Genomic DNA, 18,322 nt, shown 5'->3' with positions numbered 1-18,322 from the left:
CCAACCACATGGAGTGCTCAGCAATGGCCCAGATCGGCACCTTCACCCGCAACGACGACGGCTTCTTCGGCCGCATCCGCACGCTCACCCTCGACGTCGAGGTCGCCATCCTGCCGGCCGACGACACGGACGCCGAGAACGCGCCCGAGCATCGCGTCTTCCTCGACGGGCTGGAAGTCGGCGCGGCGTGGGACCGCACCGGCGACAAGGCTGGCAGCTACCTGTCGCTGACCATCGACGATCCGTCCTTCCCCGAGCCGATCCGCGCCCGGCTGTTCGAGGCCGACGCGAAGAAGGGCGCATGGAACCTGCACTGGACGCGCAGGAAGAACAACGATGGCGAGGCATGAAGCCATGCGATCCCGTCGCTCTTATCGTCCTTCAGGCTCAATCCCCTTGATCGATCGAGCGCCGGTCAATCCCCTCGACCCGATCGCCCACGAGGCGGCCGTCGCGCGCAGCGCAGGTCACGGGCGGCGGCCTGTTTTCCGACCGGCGAGCATATCATCATGCGTCGCCTGTGAGGAAAACTCAGGCCGGCGGCGAAGCCTTGCCCTTGACCGGAGCGAGCACGATGGCAGACTGGTGGGTGTTCGGGACGGCGGTTCCTGCGCTGCCGTCCGCACGGTCACGGCGATGCTGGCCGCATGCGCGATTGTCGTCGTAACGGCGGCTCCGGCATCGGCCGATCCGCCGCGCGACGAGGCCGCATCGGCTGTCGCATCGACGCCGGATGGATCGTCCCGCCGTTCGCCCGTCGTCGTATCGCCGGCCGATCCGTGGGCGGCGCATATCACCGATGCCGCCCGTCGCTTCGACGTTTCGGAGCGCTGGATACGCGCGGTCATGGCCGTCGAAAGCGTCAACGGCCCGGCCGCGCTTTCGCCCAAGGGCGCGATCGGCCTGATGCAGGTCATGCCCGCCACATGGGACGAGCTGCGTGCAAAGCACGGTCTCGGCGACGACCCGTGGCGGCCGCGCGACAACATCCTTGCCGGCACCGCCTATCTGCGCGAGATGCATGACCGCTACGGCTCGGTCAGCGCCATGCTCGCCGCCTACAATGCCGGCCCCGGCCGCTACGACAGCCATCTCGCGACCGGCCGCCCGCTGCCGGCCGAGACCGTCGATTACGTCGCGAAGATCATGCCGATGATCGACGGAACGGGCGCCGTTGCGCGCTCTGCTGGTCGCCCGGCGGCACCATCATGGTCGCGCGCGCCGCTCTTCGCTGGACGCTCGAACGTCCAGAATGAGGACGATCCGGCATCTGCCGGTCTTCCTTTCGGAAGCAGGCCCGACGCGTCGGCGATCGTCGATCTGTCGGCACTCGGGCCGCCGTCTGACGGCCTGTTCGTGCCGCGATCGGCTCAGGTTTCCCGATGACGGCCGGTCCCGGCAGTGATCGTGCCAGAGCGCGCCCTGTCGCAGGAATGGCGGCGGGAGAGGCACCGGGCGGAGGGACTGGAGGAGGATTGCAGGATAAAGGGCCGCGATGTGCGGCTCGGTCGGGGTGTGTCGTTTCAATGGGTTAGCGAGCTGTTTTGCGATGTGCATTGAATTTGCGCGAGGTGCGCTTTCGCCATTCCGCGAATGATTTCAACAAAAGGTACGAGGTGCGAGGGAGGATCATGAGCCGCGATGACGATTTCGGTGTCCGCCCTGGACGCATCCGGTCAAGGGGAGCCGCGCAGCGCGCCCGTCCGTTCGTCTCGCAGGCGCTGGCGGCCGCGCAGCGCGCCGGCGGGCACATATCGCGTAGCGGCCGCATCCTCTCGCCGCGCAGCTCCACATTCGGACGCGGGCGGGTTGCCAGCCTGCGCGCCAATCGCCTGCTGACCGGTCGTTCGCGCGGCGCGGTTATCAAGACGCGCGTGGTCAGGCAATACGCATGGTCCTCGCCGCTCTCCGGACATCTGCGCTACCTCCGGCGCGAGGGCGTCACGCGCGACGGTGAGAAGGCGCAGATGTTCGGCCCCGAAACCGACGAGGCCGATCACGACGCCTTCGCCGACCGCTGCAAGGAGGATCGCCACCACTTTCGATGCATCGTCTCGCCCGACGACGCGGCCGAACTCGGCGACCTCAAGACCTTCGCCCGCGATCTCATGACCGATATGGAACGCGACCTCGGCACGAAACTTGACTGGATCGCCGTCGATCACTGGAACACCGAACATCCGCATGTCCATATCCTCGTGCGCGGCGTCGCCGACGACGGGGAAAATCTGGTTATCTCCCGCGACTACATCAGGGAAGGGATGCGCGACCGGGCGCGGGACATCCTCACCCAGACGCTCGGGCCGCGCACCGATCACGACATCCGCAAATCCGTGGAGCGGCAAATCGAGTCCGAACGCTGGACCCAGCTCGACCGCCAGCTTGTCCGCGATGCCGATCGCTACGGCGTCATGGATCTCACGCCGGCCGCCGACCGTCAGCCCGACGAATTCCTCACCCTGAAGGTCGGGCGCTTGCGGAAGCTGGAAAGCCTTGGTCTTGCCCATTCGATTGAGCCGGGTCGATGGATCATGGCGGAGGAAGCCGAATCCACTCTGCGCGAACTTGGCCAGCGCGGCGACGTTATCAAGCGCATGCACAAGAGCCTGTCGGAGCACGGCATCGAGCGCGGGACCGAACGCTATGTTCTCGCCGCTGAAACCAATGGCGAGCCTGTCATCGGCCGGCTGCTCGAACGCGGCCTTGACGATGAGCTGCGCGGCTCGGCCTATGCCATCGTCGACGGCATTGACGGACGCACGCACCATATCCGGTTCACCGATCTCGACGCGACCGGCGATTCCCCGCCTGGCTCGACTGTCGAGTTGCGCCGCTACGAGGACGCGAAAGGGCGAAGCCGCGTGGCGCTCGCGGTGCGTTCCGACCTCTCCGTGGAGGAGCAGATTCACGGACAAGGCGCGACATGGCTGGACCGCCAGCTTATTGCCCGCCAGCCGGCCGATCTCGGCGAAGGCGGCTTCGGACTGGAGGTGAAACAGGCGCTGGAGGCCCGCGCCGAACACCTTGTCGATGAAGGCTTCGCCCGTCATCAGGGGCAACGGGTGATCTTCGCCCGCAACCTGATCGACCGCTCGCGTCAGCAGGAGGTGGATGCGCTCGGCCGGCGGCTGGCCGGCGAAACCGGCACGGATTTCGTCAAGGGCGGCGACGGAGACTATGTGTCCGGGATCTACAGCCGCCGCTTCTCGCTGGCCTCCGGCCGCTTCGCGATGATCGACGACGGGCTTGGCTTCCAGCTCGTGCCATGGACGCCGGCGATCGAGAAGCACATCGGCCAGCATGTTTCCGGTGTCGCGCGCCAAGATGGCGGCGTGGACTGGAGCTTCGGCCGGAAACGCGGCCTCGGGCTTTGAGGGGCTGAGAAATCCGAGACGCCCCTGTTGCGGCGGATTCATGTGTCCGCCGCACCCAGCCGGTTCCCATCGTGTAGGCGCTTCTGTCCTAGTAGCCGACCTCAGCCCAAAAATTCGCGTCCCGCTGTTCCCTCAACTCTTCAATCGGAACGTCGATGCGTTTGAAGTCGAGCCGATACATCGGCAACTGCCAACGGTGCATCAGATGTGTTGCCTGCTCATCAGTAGCATGTTCCGTGATGAGCTTGGCGCCCTCCAATCCGACAAGGGTGCGGTAGGTCAGGTCTGATGCTTCCCGAAATGATTCCGTACCTGAAAAATCGACAGCTGCCCACGTCGAGGAAACAATGTCGAGGCCGGCGCGCGTGAAGGCGCCAACTGCCTGCAAACCCTGACATGTCTTCCAAGGACTTGGATAACGCGGGAAAAGAGGGCTGACGGGGTCATCGTAGCTCGGACTGCTCCAGATCGGATCGCCTTCCTCATACGCGATGATGTCAGCGTAAAGCAGCGCCTCGCGAGACGAAATCGTGGAATTCGGGAGGATGTATTCGCCGATATGACCTTCGAGGTAGTGGGATCGGCGCTGCTGATCGACATAGCCCCGAAGATCGTTCAGGTCCATCGGCCGCCAATCCTGGGCTTCGATATAGAGGAGCCTTGGAAGGTGTTCGTAAAACCAAGACATCATGGGTCCGATGCGCGATGGCCGGACCTTTGGCGGACACCTGACGATGTCTAGGAGGATCAGAATCTTCGCGGCTTCCTCGAGGCCATGACCCTCCAGTATCTTGGAGGCGCGCGGATGGCCCGTCATCTCGTTAGCGGCATCGATCAGATCGCCCGCGCTCATCATCAGGATCGGCAAGCCTTCGGCGATCAGGTCGAGTTGCTTGTCTGCCGGCAGGTTCGCGATTGCACGTCCGCGTTTCATGCCAATGTCACTGGACTTTTGCGCTTCAGGCATCTGCGCTGTCCGTCATTCCCTGCTGGGCTTCAACGATGAGGCGCGCGCGCTGGAAAAGTTCATCGAACGTCACAACCTCCGGCCGCAGCAGATTCCTACGGTAAAGCTCGAACGACCTGAATTTCCGATCGTTCACACCGGGATTCGTCTGGAATTCAGTCAGGCTCCCGCAGATCACGTATGATCGTGGTTCAGCGGTGAATAGTATCTCACCAGTAGGGTTCCCGTCGGCATCGTGGACGATTTCCTGCGACGACCAATGTTCCAGGGCGGATGCTACCGTTCCCTGAACCTGGGCCACAGCTCCGGATAGTTCCTTGGATGGTTGCCAGATTCCGGGACGGTACTGATTCTCGCCCACGAGAGCAGTATCGTGCCGTTTGATCTCTACGAAGCAGGTTGTTGAAATCACCGCATGCGAGCGGAGCAGGGCATCTACGCGCTTGCCGGAGCTGGCCACTGAGAATCCCCTGACGACCTGTTCCATCTTCCGTCCATCCAATGGCCCGAAATGAATCAGTGAGAGGCTGACCCCGAATATCCAAGGGTTTCGTTCAAAGAACTGCTGCCACACCGCCTCTGGCGCTAGGGCTCGCTGTTCCTGTGTTGCCGTGAAGAAGGCGGGTTCAGCCAAAAGCCGCTCGAAGATCCGCAACTGACGCTTGCGATACCCAAGAGCGATGACGTCCTCGGTGGTGACTTCCGTACGCGCAAGGGCCGCCAATAGCGGCTGATTATCAGCCGCGACCCGCTTCATTTGCTCGGGACTCAGAAGCAATTGCTCTAAGTCAGTGTCCGAAATGTTGATTTTGCCATCGTCCGGAAAATTGATTCGCTTGATATCGGTGAGGAACTTGAGAAGCCGGGTGATCTCCCCCGGCAGAAACGTGAAGTATTCCTTGCCGCCGTTTTTCGTGAATTTCTGAATTGTGAGTGTCTGTATCCCTCGGGTAGATTCTGCGAATGTGGCCTTAATCTGGAAGCGCCCGGCTGGCGTTTCCCGGACAATGATCTCATCCTTGACGATGGCGTATTCGTAGCCTCCCTGATTATCGATGACCTTATTGGCGATCCTGATCTTTTCGCCGGCGAATCCCTTAAACGCCGGACTGACATAGGTTTTATCAGCCCTCATTCGGAGATGGATTTCCTGCTCACTCACGTCGTCCATGTGCGATTCCTTCGGATTTTCACATCATAGCAGAGTTCAAATGTGTGAAAGACTCTCCGTTACGAATTCTGCCGGGGATTTCTCATCGCTTGCTTCAAATACTGGCTGCATTTCGAGGTAACGCTCATAAGAATGGCTGGATCGGCGATCGGCTTCTGTCGCAAAGGCATCACCGCATCCTGTAAGTATTTCTACGATTGGCTACTATGACGTCCCCGCAGGCGAGCTTTCTTCTTGCTCCGATGGGAAACGTGCATTTCTTATTCGTCCCCGATTGTTCATCGGGGAGAAGCCTTGTCGGCCACCAGAATTCTTTGGGGTCAGATTCTAGTCGTCCTGACCATTGTGCTCGTGGCCGTCTGGGGCGCGACCCAATGGACCGCGTGGCGCTTGGGCTATCAGTCCCAGCTTGGCGAACCTTGGGCCGAAATCGCCGGATGGCCGATCTATCCGCCGCCGGCTTTCTTCTGGTGGTGGTATTTCTACGACGCCTATGCGCCGTCGATCTTCCTTGAGGGCGGTGCGATCGCCGCATCCGGCGGCCTGATCGCTATTGTTGTCGCGATTATGATGTCCGTCTGGCGGGCGCGCGAGGCGACCGACGTCGCAACCTTCGGCTCGGCACGATGGGCTACCCCAGCGGAAATCCGCGAAGCCGGTCTGCTCGATCCCGATGGCGTCGTGCTCGGCCGCTACGTCAAGGACTATCTGCGCCACGATGGGCCGGAGCATGTGCTTTGCTTCGCCCCGACACGTTCGGGCAAGGGCGTCGGCCTGGTGGTTCCCTCACTCCTGACTTGGCCGGCCAGCTCCATTGTCCATGACATCAAGGGGGAGAACTGGGAACTGACCGCTGGGTGGCGGTCGCGCTTCAGCCGCGTGCTGCTGTTCGACCCGACCAACGCCGCGTCGGCCGCCTACAATCCGCTGCTAGAGGTGCGGCGCGGCGAATGGGAAGTCCGCGACGTGCAGAACGTGGCCGACGTGCTGGTCGACCCGGAAGGTTCGCTGGAGCGGCGGAACCATTGGGAGAAGACCTCCCACGCCCTGCTGGTAGGTGCGATCCTCCACGTTCTCTATGCCGAGAAGGACAAAACCTTGGCCGGCGTCGCAAATTTCCTGTCCGATCCCGGCCGGCCGATCGACAAGACCCTGCGCACGATGATGCTGACCCGCCATCTCGGCGCGTCAGGTCCGCATCCCGTCGTTGCTTCCGCCGCCCGCGAGTTGCTCAACAAGAGCGAGAACGAACGGAGCGGCGTGCTGTCGACGGCAATGTCCTTTCTCGGCCTCTATCGCGATCCGGTCGTGGCCGCCGTCACCTCGCGCTGCGACTGGCGCATAGCCGACCTGGTTGAAAGCGAACGGCCGACCACGCTCTACCTCGTGGTTCCGCCTTCCGACATCTCCCGCACGAAACCGCTGATCCGCTTGGTGCTCAACCAGATCGGGCGAAGGCTGACGGAAGACCTGCACGCGAAGGAGCGCCGCCACCGCATGCTCATGATGCTGGACGAGTTCCCGGCGCTGGGCAGGCTGGATTTCTTTGAATCGGCGCTGGCCTTCATGGCGGGCTACGGCATGAAGGCATTCCTGATCGCCCAATCGCTCAATCAGATCGAGAAGGCTTACGGGGCGAACAACTCCATCGTTGACAATTGCCATGTGCGCGTCAGCTTTTCCAGCAACGACGAGCGCACCGCCAAGCGCGTTTCGGATTCTCTCGGTACGGCGACCGAGATGAGGGCCATGCGAAACTACGCCGGGCATAGGTTGGCGCCGTGGCTCGGTCATATCATGGTATCGCGGCAGGAGACGGCGCGCGCCCTCATGACGCCGGGCGAGATCATGCAGCTTCCGCCGACCGACGCCATAGTCATGGTGTCCGGCATCCATCCGATCCGCGCCACCAAGGCCCGTTACTACGCCGATTCCCGCCTGGCCGAACGCGTGCTGGCACCGCCGATCGTCATGCAATCGGTCGAACGCCGCGCCGACGACTGGACCGATATTCTGCCGCCCGAACGACCTGCGGCTTCGGATCGAACGAAGCCGGCCCCCGAAGCGCCAGACATGAAGGATGGCGACCCCGCCAATGGCGGTATCCGTCGCCAGCCCGAACTTCCGGAACACGAGGACGTCGCCCCGGAAACGGAACCGAAGCCCGAAAACGAATTCGATTTCGATGACGAGGATACGGGCGCCGTGCGCCGCCGGGCGATCGACCGGGCCATGCACCGTACGGCCCGTCAGGCCGCGCTCGACCCCAACGATGGAATCGAACTCTGACCATGCGCAAGAAACGCTTATCGGCCTATCTCGACAACGATGTCATGGACGCGCTGGAGGATTATGCCGCTAGACGCGAAGTTTCCCTTTCGCTGGTCGCCGAGGCCGCCATCGCGTCCTTCCTGTCTCCCGACGCGGCCGATCGGCGGGAGGCAGCCGTCACCCGCCGTCTCGACCAGATCGACCGGCGCGTCCAGCGCGTCGAGCGGGACATCGGCATTGCGATCGAGACGATTGCCCTATTCGTCCGCTACTGGCTGTCCTCGACGCCAGCGCTGCCGGAGGCGCAGCGGGCCGAAGCGCGGGCCAAGGGGATTCAACGCTACGACGGTTTCGTGGACGCGCTCGGCCAGCGTCTGCGCAAGGGGCCGAAGCTTAGACAGGAAATCGCCGACGATGTACCGCCGGCCCGGCCTGTGAGCGACGCTGATTCGGCCGCCGACTAGGTTCTTCGCAGTATCGGTGAATCGTCAGGACCGCATCCTGCAAGTTTCTCCACGATCCGGCACTATGACGACACGTAGCTTGTTGCAAAGCTCGATTTCCTGCCTCTTCTAATCATCCCCGTTCGCGGCCCGAATGTCTTCGCCGCGAGGAACGGGGGTCTTTGTGGCGCTTCATCATGACGGACAGGTCGTTTCACGCGGCGCGCGGATGCTGCGCACGGCGCTCGGCCCCGCCATTGCCCGCTATCTCGAAGACGCAGGCATTGTCGAGGTGATGCTGAACCCGGATCGCCGCCTGTGGGTAGACCGTCTGAAGGAGGGGCTGGAAGACACCGGGGACAAGTTGTTGCCGGCCGATGGCGAACGCATCGTGCGCCTGGTCGCCCATCACGTCGGCGCGGAAGTCCATCCCGGCAATCCGCGCGTCTCGGCCGAGCTGCCCGAAACCGGCGAGCGGTTCGAGGGGCTATTGCCACCAGTCGTCACCGCGCCCGTCTTTGCGATCCGAAAGCCGGCGGTCGCGGTCTTCACCCTGTCGGACTACGTCGCCGCCGGCATCATGACCAACCAACAGGCCGACGTGCTGCGGCTGGCCGTCGAGAAGCGGAAGAATATTCTGGTCGCCGGCGGCACGAGCACCGGCAAGACGACGCTCACGAACGCGCTACTCGCCGAGGTCGCCAAGACTGCGGATCGCGTTGTGCTGATCGAGGACACGCGCGAGCTGCAATGTGCAGCGCCGAACCTTGTCGCGATGCGGACCAAGGACGGCGTGGCCTCACTCTCCGATCTGGTGAAGTCGTCGCTGCGCCTGCGGCCTGACCGCATCCCGGTCGGCGAGGTGCGCGGCAGCGAAGCGCTTGACCTGCTTAAAGCGTGGGGGACGGGCCATCCGGGCGGCATCGGCACCATCCACGCGAATACGGCCATCGGCGCGCTGCGGCGGCTCGAACAGCTCGTGCAGGAGGCCGTCATCACGGTCCCGCATGCGTTGATCGCCGACACCATCGACCTCATCGCCGTCTTGTCCGGCCGCGGCTCCGCGCGCCGGCTGGCCGAAATCGCCCTTGTCGATGGGATCGATTCCGTCACCGGCGACTACCGCACTCTTAACGCGCACCTTCCTCCCGACCATCAACCGCTCCCGAAAGGAAAGCCTGTATGAGCCTGCATGTCTTGCCTGTCGCTCCGAACGACACCGTGGCGATCATCACGTCCACCATACCCGGCCGGCTGGAATCGTCAGCCGATCCAATCGAACCGTCCCGCCCGGTTTTGCCGGCCGCGCCGAGGCTGTCCATGCTGCGCGAGGCCCGCCAGCACCTCGCCAGCTTGGCGGCGCTTGCCACGATCATGGTGACGGCCGCCATGCCCGCTCACGCCTCCGGGTCCTCGATGCCGTGGGAAGAACCTCTGCAACAGATTCTGGAGAGCATCGAAGGGCCGGTCGCCAAAATTGTCGCCGTTATCATCATCATCGCCACCGGCCTCGCGCTCGCTTTCGGTGATACAGGAGGAGGTTTTCGCAAGCTGATCCAGATCGTCTTCGGTCTGTCCATCGCCTTCGCCGCGTCGAGCTTCTTCCTGTCGTTCTTTTCTTTTGGCGGCGGGGCGCTGGTATGATGGAGGAAGAGGTTCGCGGCTTCTTCGCGCCTGTCCACCGGGCGCTCACAGAACACATCCTGCTCGGCGGCGCTCCCCGCGCCGTGGCCATCGCCAACGGCACGCTGGCCGGCGCGGTCGGGCTCGGTCTGCGCCTCTGGATAGCCGGACTGGTGATCTGGGCCATCGGCCATTTCGCCGCTGTGTGGGCGGCGCGGCGCGATGCGCAGTTCGTCGACGTGGGCCGTCGGCACCTGCGCTACCCGGCGCATATGGACGTGTGAGGGGGATTCGACATGATGAACCTGGCCGAATACCGCAAACGCTCCGCCAGCCTTGCCGACTTCCTGCCCTGGGCCGCACTGATCGCGCCGGGAGTCGTTCTGAACAAGGATGGCAGTTTCCAGAGGACCGCCCGTTTCCGGGGTCCCGATCTCGACAGCGCCACGCCGTCGGAGCTGGTCGGCACGACCGGGAGGCTGAACAACGCCTTGCGCCGTCTCGGCTCCGGCTGGGCGATCTTTGTCGAGGCGCAGCGCAACCCCGCCACCGATTATCCGGATAGCCGTTTTTCGGATTCGGCGTCCGCGCTTCTCGATCTCGAACGTCGCGAGCAGTTCGAGGATAGCGGCGTTCTGTTCGAGTCGAGCTATTTCCTCACCTTCGTATGGCTTCCGCCGGCAGAGGAAGCATCGCGCATGGAAAGCTGGCTCTACGAGGGCCGCGAGCGCTCCGGCGTCGATCCGTGGGAATTGTTGAAGGGCTTCATCGATCGGACCGACCGCGTTTTGCACCTGGTCGAAGGCTTCGTGCCGGAAGCCGGCTGGCTCGATGATGCGGAGACGCTGACCTACCTGCATTCCACGGTCTCGGTATCACGGCATCGCGTGCGCGTGCCGGAAACACCCATGTATCTCGATGCGCTTCTGGCCGATCAGCCGCTTGCTGGCGGGTTGGAGCCAAGATTGGGCAATTTCCACCTGCGCACGCTGACGGTGATCGGTTTCCCGACTGTCACGTTCCCCGGCATCCTCGACGACCTCAACCGGCTCGCCTTCATGTACCGCTGGTCGACGCGGGCGATCATGCTCGACAAGACCGACGCCACGCGGCTGGTAACGAAGATCAGGCGGCAATGGTTCGCCAAGCGGAAATCCGTCGCCGCCATCCTGAAAGAAGTACTCACCAACGAGCAATCGGTTCTCGTGGACTCGGACGCAGCCAACAAGGCGGCCGACGCCGACGCGGCCTTGCAGGATCTTGGATCGGACCAGGTCAGCGAAGCCTATGTTACGACGACCATCAGTGTATGGGACGCCGATCCGCGCATTGCCGACGAAAAGCTCCGCCTCGCCGAGAAGGTCGTCCAGTCGCGTGACTTCACCTGCATCGTGGAGACGGTGAACGCGATCGAGGCATGGATTGGAAGCATTCCTGGCCATGTCTATGCTAACGTCCGCCAACCACCCATCAGCACGCTCAACCTCGCGCACATGATGCCGCTCTCGGCTGTCTGGGCCGGGCCGGGGCGCGACGAACATCTCGACGGGCCGCCACTGTTCTTCGCCAAGACCGAAGGGGCGACGCCGTTCCGCTTCGCGCTCCATGTCGGCGACGTCGGCCATACGGTGATCGTCGGCCCGACCGGCGCGGGCAAGTCCGTGCTGCTCGCTGTGATGGCGCTTCAGTTTCGGCGCTATCCGCGCAGCCAAATCTTCGCCTTCGATTTCGGGGGCTCCATCAGGGCCGCCACCTTGGCGATGGGCGGCGACTGGCAGGACTTGGGCGGCTCGCTTTCCGACGACACGGCGATGATGAATACCGTGTCTCTCCAGCCGCTGGCCGGCATCCACGACACGCCCGAACGGGCATGGGCGGCCGACTGGCTGGTGGACATTCTGATCCGCGAAGGCGTGGAGATCACGCCGGACGTGAAGGAACACCTCTGGACGGCGCTGACCTCGCTCGCCTCCGCGCCGGTCGCGGAGCGGACCATCACGGGCCTGACCGTGCTGCTGCAATCGTCGGCGCTGAAACAGGCATTGCGTCCATACTGCATCGGCGGTCCCTACGGCCAGCTGCTCGACGCGGAGCATGAACATCTGGGCATCGCTTCCGTGCAGGCGTTCGAGACGGAAGGGCTGATCGGCACCGGCGCGGCCGCCGCCGTGCTGTCCTACCTGTTCCATCGGATCGAATCCCGCTTCGACGGTCGGCCCTCGCTGCTCATTATCGACGAAGGGTGGCGGGCGCTGGACGATGGCGGCTTCGCCTTCAAGATCAAGGAATGGCTGAAGACGCTCCGCAAAAAGAACGTTGCGGTCGTATTCTCCTCGCAGTCGCTCGCCGACATCGAAGCCTCGCCCATCGCGCCGGTCATCATCGAAAGCTGCCCGACACGCATCTTCCTCGCCAACGAACGGGCGATCGAACCGCAGATTGCAGCCGTCTATCGCCAGTTCGGCCTCAATGATCGGCAGATCGAGATCGTCGCCCGCGCGACACCAAAGCGAGATTATTATTGCCAATCGCGACGCGGCAACCGGCTGTTCGAGCTCGGTCTTGGGTCGATCGCGCTGGCACTCTGCGCGGCCTCCGACAAGGCCGCCCATGCGCTGATCGACGAACTGCTCGCCGATGGCGCGCGGCCGTATTTCCTCGAAGCCTGGCTGGAAGCCAACGGCCTCAAGTGGGCGGCCGATCTCATTCCCGACCTCACCAATGTCATCGACCAGTCGGCTGCGTCGGCTGGCGAGCCGCTGCCTTTTTCCCCGTCGACAGAAGAGGAGTCATCATCATGAAAATTGCCGTTCGCACTGGCCGCACCAGCAGCCATATCCGCGCGCTCGCCGGCGTCGTCAGCGCCGCCGCGATCCTGCTGCCTGTCGTTCTGCCTCTGGCGCCGACCCCGGCGCTGGCGTGGAAGATCGTCTATGATCCCACGAACTACACCCAGAACCTGCTTTCGGCCGCCCGCGCGCTGGAGCAGATCAAGAACCAGGTCACGTCGCTCCAGAATGAAGCGCAGATGCTGCTGAATCAGGCGAAGAACCTGACCAGCCTGCCGACCTCCATGCTCTCGCAGATCGAGGGCAATTTCTCCGAAATGAAGTCGCTTGTGAACGAAGCGGACCAACTCGCCTACAATGTCCAGAACATCGACGCGCAGTTCAACGCGACCTATCGCGATTTTGCTTCCGGCGACCGCTCGGCGACACAACTGATTTCCTCGGCGCAACAGCGCTGGCAGCAATCAGTATCGGCCTTCGAGCATGCGCTGAAGGCTGGCGCTACGGCCGTCACCAATATCGAGGGGACGCAGCGTCAGACGAGCGAGTTGGTCGACGCCAGTCAGTCGGCGGTCGGTGTGCTTCAGGCGACGCAGGCCGGCAACCAGCTTCTCGCCGTGCAGGCCGCTCAGTTTGCCGATCTGACCTCGATGCTGGCAGCGCAGGGTCGGGCCGAAGCACTGGAGCATTCGCGCCGCGCGGCAGCGCAGGAACAAGCCCGCGAGCAGTTCTCCCGCTTCGTGGCTGGCTCCGGCTACAGTTCGTCCAGCGTCCGCATGTTCCACGATTGAGGAGCATGGGGACGATGGACTTGAAGATCGCCGCCCGGACGGTCGCCGTCATCGCCATCGGCGCGGGCCTGACCGCCGCCATCAGCGCCCTGCGCGACGATGATGCGCCCGATGCCGACGCCCCCAGCATCGTGCGTCCGGGCGGCGAGCCTGATCCTCGCCGTGAGCTAACTCGCTGCCGCGATCTCGGCGCGGCGGCGCTGGAGGACGCAGCCTGCCGAAAGGCATGGGCGCGAAGCCGCCGCCGTTTCCTCCAATCGGACAAGCCGGCACGCCCGGCCATGCCGAAGCCGGAACGGTTCGGCGCGGTTCCCACGCCGACCGAGGAGGTGCCGTCGCGATGAACAATACCGGCGTCATCGACCGCTTTCTGGAGACTTTCACCAGCTATATCGATTCCGGCTTCGGCCTGCTCGGCGGGGAAATCGCCTTCCTCACCTCGACGCTGATTGTCATCGACATCGTGCTTGCCGGTCTGTTCTGGGCGTGGGGCGCGGATGAGGACGTGCTGCAACGTCTTATCAAGAAGACGCTCTATATCGGCTTCTTCGCCTTCATTATCGGCAACTTCAACAGCTTGGCGAAAATCGTCTTCGAGAGCTTTTCCGGGCTCGGATTGAAAGCCGGCGGATCGTCGCTGTCGGCATCCGAACTTCTCCAGCCCGGCCGTGTGGCGCAGGTCGGTATCGACGCCGGCAATCCGCTGCTGACCGCCGCCGGCGAACTGACCGGCTACATCGCGTTTCTGGAGAACTTCGTTCAGATCATCGTGCTCATGGTCGCGTGGGCCATCGTCGTGCTCGCCTTCTTCGTCCTCGCCATTCAGATCTTCGTCACGCTGATCGAGTTCAAGCTGACCACATTGGCGGGATTCGTGCTGATCCCCTTCTCACTGTTCGGCAAAACCGCCTTCCTCGCGGAAAGGGTGCTCGGCAACATTGTTGCCTCCGGCGTCAAGATTCTCGTGCTGGCGGTCATCGTCGGCATCGGTTCCGGCCTGTTCGGCGAGTTCACCGCCGGCTTCTCCGAGCAGCCGACCATCACTGAAGCGCTCTCCGTGATGCTCGGGGCGCTGGCGCTGATGGGCCTGTCGATCTTCGGTCCCGGCATCGCCACCGGCCTTGTCTCCGGGGCTCCGCAGCTCGGCGCGGGTGCTGCTGTCGGAACCGGCCTTGCCGCCGCCGGCCTTGGTGCTGCCGGTTACATGGGGGCGCGTGCCGGTGCCGGCATGGCGGCTGGTGCGATCGGCGCGACGGCGCGTGGCGGCGCTGCGCTGGCCGGAGGCGTTCGCACGGCCTACGGTCTCGGGGACGCTTCCGTTGGAACGACCGGGACAGGCGGCGGTGCGGCCGCTTTTGCCGGAGTCGCTAAGACGGGAGCTGGCCTTGTCCTCAGCAAGGGCAAGGAGACGGCTGCACGCTCCTCCGAATCCATGCGCACCAGCTACCGTTCCGGGCAGGCAGCAGCATGGAAGGCGACGGGCGGCAAGAACGAGGTCAATCCCGGCCATGCCGACGGCGGCGGCGATGCAGCTTCCGGCGGCCCGTCTTCCGCAACCTCCGGTGTTGGAACGGGCATCGGAATCAGCTCCGGTTCCAATGCCCCGCAGCCCGATTGGGCCAAGCGCATGAAGCGTGGCGGCACCATCAACCACGGCGTCAGCACAGCTGCTCATACGATCCGCTCCGGCGATCACGGCGGCGGTTCGATGTCGGTCAATCTCAATCAGGATGATCGCAAATGAACCTCTTCAAGCGTCCGACGGTGCGCTATGCGCGCACGCCCGAACCGGAAACCCCTTACCAGAAGGCGGGCCAAGAATGGGACAAACGGATTGGAGCCGCTAGCGCGCAGGCCCACAACTGGCGGCGGGCCGCCTTCTGCTCGATGGCGCTGGCGGCCGGTTGCGCCGGCGCTCTTGTCTGGCAGTCCACGCGCGGGACCGTGGTTCCGTGGGTGGTGCAGATCGACCGCTTCGGCGAGGCGCAGGCTGTCGCGCCGGCCGTGGCCGACTATCGGCCGACCGATCCGCAGATCGCGTGGCATCTGGCGCGGTTCGTTGAGCAGGTCAGGAGCATCCCGGCGGATGCGGTAATCGTCCGGCAGAACTGGCTCAGAGCCTACGAGTTCACGACCGATCGCGGCGCGATAGCGCTGAACGACTATGCGCGCTCTAACGACCCTTTCACCAAGGTCGGCAAGGTGCAGATCGCGGTCGAGGTGTCGAGCGTCATCCGAGCCTCGCCGGACTCTTTCCGCATCGCATGGACGGAACGGCGCTTCGAGAACGGCCAACTCGCCGGCACTGAACGCTGGACCGCCATCCTGACCGTCGTGATCCAGCAGGCGACGACGGCCGAGAAGCTGCGCGTCAATCCGCTCGGCGTGTTCGTCAATGCAATCAACTGGTCGAAGGAGATGGGTCAATGAGAGGGGCCAACAGGAAAATGACATTCGCGCTGGCGGCCACGCTGGTATCCGCCACGGCGCTTGCCGGCTGCGCCAAGAAATACATCCCCCCGGAAATAGATTATGACGACGCGGCTCCGGCCGTGCGGACTTCCGATCCGGTCGGCCCCGTTAAGGTGGTCGAGGTTCCCAAAACCCTGCCGCTGCCCGGCCAGTTGAAGCCGGTCGACGGTGGCAAGGCGAAACCGGAATCTTCCGACCCGAAACAACGGATCAGCGCCGCAAACGAGGCCGCCCGCATGCAGCCGGTGCGCGACGGCTTCATCAACGCGGTGCAGGTCTATCCGTTCGCGGCTGGCGCGCTCTATCAGGTCTATGCCGCGCCGGGACAGGTGACGGACATCGCGCTTCAACCCGGCGAACAGCTTGTCGGCTCCGGCCCGGTGGCGGCGGGCGATACGGTTCGCTGGATTGTCGGGGACACCGAGAGCGGCACAGGCGACAGAAGGCAGGTCCATATCCTCGTAAAGCCGACGCGGCCGGATCTCCAGACCAACCTTGTCATCAACACCAACCTGCGCACCTATCATTTGGAGCTGCGATCCACGGAAAAGACCTACATGGCCTCCGTCTCATGGCAGTATCCGCAGGACCAGTTGATCGCGCTGCGCCGCCAGAATGTCCGGGCGGCGCAGACTCAAGCCGTCGCATCGGGCGTCGACATCTCGAAGCTGAATTTCCGCTACCGCATAGAGGGCGATTCCGCGCCCTGGCGGCCGCTGCGCGCCTTCGACGACGGGTCCAAGGTCTATATCGAGTTTCCGTCCGGCATCGGTCAGGGCGAAATGCCGCCGCTATTCGTCATCGGCGCTTCGGGTAATTCCGAACTGGTGAACTATCGCGCCCGGCAGAACTACTATGTCGTGGATCGGCTGTTTGCCGCCGCCGAGCTTCGCCTTGGCGACAAGGACTCGCAGCGCCGGGTTCGCATCGTCCGAACCGATGGTCGGCCAGCGGCGAAGCGCACGGCGTTGTTTTCGCGAGGAGGGGGCCGATGACCGACGCTCCCGATCTAAGGGCGCAATTACGCCTGCGTCCTGAACCACGCCGTGTCACGCGCCTTTCTCGCAAGGTGCTGATCGGCCTCGGCGGTATCGCCAGCGTTGCCGTTGCTGCCGCGCTGTTTTGGGCGCTCGACACCGGCCGGCGCGGCAATCAGCCCGCAACCGAACTCCACAACACGGAAAACCGCACGCCCGCCGATGGGCTGGCGGGCCTCCCGAAGGACTACACCAACACCCCGAAGCTCGGTCCCGCTCTACCCGGCGATCTTGGCCGGCCGATCCTGCGTGCGAGGGAGGAGGGCAGGCCAGTGACGTCGCCGGCGATCCAGACGCCGCGCGCCGATCCCGAAGAAGAACGCCGGCTGGCCGAAATGGAGGCCGCACGGCTGGCGAAGCTGTTCACCGACAGTCGGGGGGTGCGTGCGAGTGATAGCCAGACAGTTCCGGTCGATACAGCGACAGCTTCCGGCGTCGATCCGGCAACCAGCCTGCCGGTTCCGGCCGAAACACCGCCGCTCGATTCCGGTTCGGCGCAGAACATGCAGGATCGCAAACTGGCCTTCGTCAACGCGGCGAGCGACAAGCGCACGGTTAGCTCCGACCGCGTGCAGGAAAAGGTATCGCCCTACATCGTGCAGGCCGGCACGGTCATTCCCGGCGCGCTCATCACCGGCATCAAATCCGACCTGCCGGGACAGGTCACGGCGCAGGTGACGGAACACGTCTATGACAGCCTGACCGGCGCGCATCTCCTGATCCCGCAAGGCTCGCGCCTGATCGGCCAGTATGACAGCCAGGTCGCGTTCGGCCAGTCGCGTGTGCTGCTGGTCTGGAATCGACTCATCATGCCGGACGGCACCTCCATCGTGCTCGAACATCTGCAAGGGACCGATCCGCAAGGCTTCTCCGGCCTCGAGGATGGCGTCGACTACCATTGGGACCAACTCTTCAAGGCCGCTGCGCTCTCGACACTTCTCGGCGTCGGCACGTCGATCGGCAGCAACAGCAGCGAAAACGAAATCGCCAAGGCCATCCGCGAAAGCGCACAGGGCAGCGCCGAAGACGTCGGCCGCCAGATCGTGCGCCGCCAACTCAACATTCAGCCGACGCTTACCGTCCGTCCGGGTTTTCCGATCCGGATTATCGTCCAGCGGGATCTCATCATGCAGCCGTGGGGCGCGGCGAAGGAGCCGACATGACGAAACTGAAGCTCTCCGCCATTCCCGACGACAAGCCGATCAAGATCACGGTCGAGCTTCCCGCGCCGGTGTTCAGGGATTTGCAGGCATATGCCGCGATCCTCGCCAAAACCTTCGGCGAGGCCACGCCGCTCGATCCGGCCAAGCTGATCGCTCCGATGGTGGCTAGATTCATGGCTACCGACAAGGGGTTCAGCAGGGCAAAAAAAGCTGCGCCCTGA

General features: G+C 63.8%; 18 protein-coding genes. 16 read left to right on the top strand and 2 right to left on the bottom strand.

Features of this window, described 5'->3' with window-relative positions:
• The first annotated feature begins 23 nt into the window (after positions 1 to 23).
• From ACTDI4_RS13515 to ACTDI4_RS13505, 3 genes are all read left to right on the top strand, one after another.
• Positions 24 to 350, top strand: a complete 327-nt coding sequence (locus ACTDI4_RS13515; protein WP_442841634.1) for a DUF736 domain-containing protein — start codon at positions 24 to 26, stop codon at positions 348 to 350.
• Between the two features lie 235 nt (positions 351 to 585).
• Positions 586 to 1,386: a lytic transglycosylase domain-containing protein gene (locus tag ACTDI4_RS13510; protein WP_442841633.1), complete on the top strand. Its 801-nt coding sequence runs from the start codon at positions 586 to 588 to the stop codon at positions 1,384 to 1,386.
• Positions 1,387 to 1,631: 245 nt separating this feature from the next.
• A complete protein-coding gene (locus tag ACTDI4_RS13505) occupies positions 1,632 to 3,374 on the top strand; it encodes a relaxase/mobilization nuclease domain-containing protein (protein WP_442841632.1) in 1,743 nt (580 codons plus the stop codon).
• An 88-nt stretch (positions 3,375 to 3,462) separates the two neighbouring features.
• Here ACTDI4_RS13505 and ACTDI4_RS13500 read toward each other — a convergent pair whose 3' ends face one another.
• Together ACTDI4_RS13500 and ACTDI4_RS13495 are read right to left on the bottom strand one after the other, a co-directional pair.
• On the bottom strand, positions 3,463 to 4,341 hold the full coding sequence (locus ACTDI4_RS13500) for a hypothetical protein (RefSeq protein WP_442841631.1): 879 nt from the start codon (positions 4,339 to 4,341) through the stop codon (positions 3,463 to 3,465).
• Positions 4,334 to 5,512 (bottom strand): Shedu immune nuclease family protein, encoded by a 1,179-nt coding sequence (locus ACTDI4_RS13495; protein WP_442841630.1) that lies wholly within the window; start codon positions 5,510 to 5,512, stop codon positions 4,334 to 4,336. Before ACTDI4_RS13495 ends, ACTDI4_RS13500 begins: the two co-directional genes overlap by 8 nt.
• A gap of 294 nt (positions 5,513 to 5,806) precedes the next feature.
• Here ACTDI4_RS13495 and ACTDI4_RS13490 point away from each other — a divergent pair, with 294 nt between their 5' ends.
• The 13 genes from ACTDI4_RS13490 (at position 5,807) to ACTDI4_RS13430 (ending at position 18,322) form a co-directional block, all read left to right on the top strand.
• Entirely contained in the window at positions 5,807 to 7,801 is a 1,995-nt protein-coding gene (locus ACTDI4_RS13490; protein WP_442841629.1) for a conjugal transfer protein TraG, read from the top strand.
• Between the two features lie 2 nt (positions 7,802 to 7,803).
• On the top strand, positions 7,804 to 8,247 hold the full coding sequence (locus ACTDI4_RS13485; protein WP_442841628.1) for a CopG family transcriptional regulator: 444 nt from the start codon (positions 7,804 to 7,806) through the stop codon (positions 8,245 to 8,247).
• A gap of 208 nt (positions 8,248 to 8,455) precedes the next feature.
• Positions 8,456 to 9,412 (top strand): P-type conjugative transfer ATPase TrbB, encoded by a 957-nt coding sequence (gene trbB / locus ACTDI4_RS13480; RefSeq protein WP_442843347.1) that lies wholly within the window; start codon positions 8,456 to 8,458, stop codon positions 9,410 to 9,412.
• A gap of 134 nt (positions 9,413 to 9,546) precedes the next feature.
• Positions 9,547 to 9,870, top strand: a complete 324-nt coding sequence (locus tag ACTDI4_RS13475) for a TrbC/VirB2 family protein (RefSeq protein WP_442843346.1) — start codon at positions 9,547 to 9,549, stop codon at positions 9,868 to 9,870.
• Positions 9,870 to 10,133, top strand: a complete 264-nt coding sequence (locus ACTDI4_RS13470; protein ID WP_442843345.1) for a VirB3 family type IV secretion system protein — start codon at positions 9,870 to 9,872, stop codon at positions 10,131 to 10,133. Before ACTDI4_RS13475 ends, ACTDI4_RS13470 begins: the two co-directional genes overlap by 1 nt.
• A gap of 12 nt (positions 10,134 to 10,145) precedes the next feature.
• Positions 10,146 to 12,650: a conjugal transfer protein TrbE gene (gene trbE / locus ACTDI4_RS13465; protein WP_442841627.1), complete on the top strand. Its 2,505-nt coding sequence runs from the start codon at positions 10,146 to 10,148 to the stop codon at positions 12,648 to 12,650.
• Positions 12,647 to 13,429, top strand: coding sequence for a P-type conjugative transfer protein TrbJ (gene trbJ, locus ACTDI4_RS13460; protein WP_442841626.1), 783 nt, complete (start codon positions 12,647 to 12,649; stop codon positions 13,427 to 13,429). Before trbE ends, trbJ begins: the two co-directional genes overlap by 4 nt.
• 14 nt (positions 13,430 to 13,443) lie before the next feature.
• Positions 13,444 to 13,773, top strand: coding sequence for a putative entry exclusion protein TrbK-alt (gene trbK-alt / locus ACTDI4_RS13455; RefSeq protein ID WP_442841625.1), 330 nt, complete (start codon positions 13,444 to 13,446; stop codon positions 13,771 to 13,773).
• Complete coding sequence (trbL, locus tag ACTDI4_RS13450; protein WP_442841624.1) at positions 13,770 to 15,173, top strand: P-type conjugative transfer protein TrbL; 1,404 nt, start codon at positions 13,770 to 13,772, stop codon at positions 15,171 to 15,173. Before trbK-alt ends, trbL begins: the two co-directional genes overlap by 4 nt.
• Positions 15,170 to 15,859 carry a conjugal transfer protein TrbF gene (trbF, locus tag ACTDI4_RS13445; RefSeq protein WP_442841623.1) on the top strand — a complete coding sequence of 230 codons (690 nt, stop codon included), beginning with the start codon at positions 15,170 to 15,172 and terminating at the stop codon, positions 15,857 to 15,859. The genes trbL and trbF overlap by 4 nt, the downstream gene beginning before the upstream one ends.
• On the top strand, positions 15,856 to 16,896 hold the full coding sequence (gene trbG / locus ACTDI4_RS13440; protein WP_442841622.1) for a P-type conjugative transfer protein TrbG: 1,041 nt from the start codon (positions 15,856 to 15,858) through the stop codon (positions 16,894 to 16,896). The genes trbF and trbG overlap by 4 nt, the downstream gene beginning before the upstream one ends.
• Positions 16,893 to 18,101, top strand: coding sequence for a TrbI/VirB10 family protein (locus ACTDI4_RS13435; protein ID WP_442841621.1), 1,209 nt, complete (start codon positions 16,893 to 16,895; stop codon positions 18,099 to 18,101). Before trbG ends, ACTDI4_RS13435 begins: the two co-directional genes overlap by 4 nt.
• Entirely contained in the window at positions 18,098 to 18,322 is a 225-nt protein-coding gene (locus ACTDI4_RS13430) for a DUF2274 domain-containing protein (RefSeq protein WP_442841620.1), read from the top strand. Before ACTDI4_RS13435 ends, ACTDI4_RS13430 begins: the two co-directional genes overlap by 4 nt.

This window comes from Mesorhizobium sp. PUT5 (assembly GCF_052216645.1).
Taxonomy (GTDB): Bacteria; Pseudomonadota; Alphaproteobacteria; order Rhizobiales; family Rhizobiaceae; genus Mesorhizobium.
This window is presented reverse-complemented; position numbering and strand designations above follow the sequence as displayed.

Bases quoted from the DNA above. Each gene is read 5' to 3' on its own strand.
- ACTDI4_RS13430 (WP_442841620.1), top strand. From the start codon at position 18,098: ATGACGAAACTGAAGCTCTCCGCCATTCCCGACGACAAGCCGATCAAG.
- trbB (WP_442843347.1), top strand. From the start codon at position 8,456: ATGCTGCGCACGGCGCTCGGCCCCGCCATTGCCCGCTATCTCGAAGAC.
- ACTDI4_RS13470 (WP_442843345.1), top strand. From the start codon at position 9,870: ATGGAGGAAGAGGTTCGCGGCTTCTTCGCGCCTGTCCACCGGGCGCTC.
- ACTDI4_RS13435 (WP_442841621.1), top strand. From the start codon at position 16,893: ATGACCGACGCTCCCGATCTAAGGGCGCAATTACGCCTGCGTCCTGAA.
- trbK-alt (WP_442841625.1), top strand. From the start codon at position 13,444: ATGGACTTGAAGATCGCCGCCCGGACGGTCGCCGTCATCGCCATCGGC.
- trbL (WP_442841624.1), top strand. From the start codon at position 13,770: ATGAACAATACCGGCGTCATCGACCGCTTTCTGGAGACTTTCACCAGC.
- trbJ (WP_442841626.1), top strand. From the start codon at position 12,647: ATGAAAATTGCCGTTCGCACTGGCCGCACCAGCAGCCATATCCGCGCG.
- trbE (WP_442841627.1), top strand. From the start codon at position 10,146: ATGATGAACCTGGCCGAATACCGCAAACGCTCCGCCAGCCTTGCCGAC.
- ACTDI4_RS13515 (WP_442841634.1), top strand. From the start codon at position 24: ATGGCCCAGATCGGCACCTTCACCCGCAACGACGACGGCTTCTTCGGC.
- ACTDI4_RS13495 (WP_442841630.1), bottom strand. From the start codon at position 5,512: ATGGACGACGTGAGTGAGCAGGAAATCCATCTCCGAATGAGGGCTGAT.
- ACTDI4_RS13500 (WP_442841631.1), bottom strand. From the start codon at position 4,341: ATGCCTGAAGCGCAAAAGTCCAGTGACATTGGCATGAAACGCGGACGT.
- ACTDI4_RS13485 (WP_442841628.1), top strand. From the start codon at position 7,804: ATGCGCAAGAAACGCTTATCGGCCTATCTCGACAACGATGTCATGGAC.
- ACTDI4_RS13505 (WP_442841632.1), top strand. From the start codon at position 1,632: ATGAGCCGCGATGACGATTTCGGTGTCCGCCCTGGACGCATCCGGTCA.
- ACTDI4_RS13475 (WP_442843346.1), top strand. From the start codon at position 9,547: ATGCTGCGCGAGGCCCGCCAGCACCTCGCCAGCTTGGCGGCGCTTGCC.
- trbG (WP_442841622.1), top strand. From the start codon at position 15,856: ATGAGAGGGGCCAACAGGAAAATGACATTCGCGCTGGCGGCCACGCTG.
- trbF (WP_442841623.1), top strand. From the start codon at position 15,170: ATGAACCTCTTCAAGCGTCCGACGGTGCGCTATGCGCGCACGCCCGAA.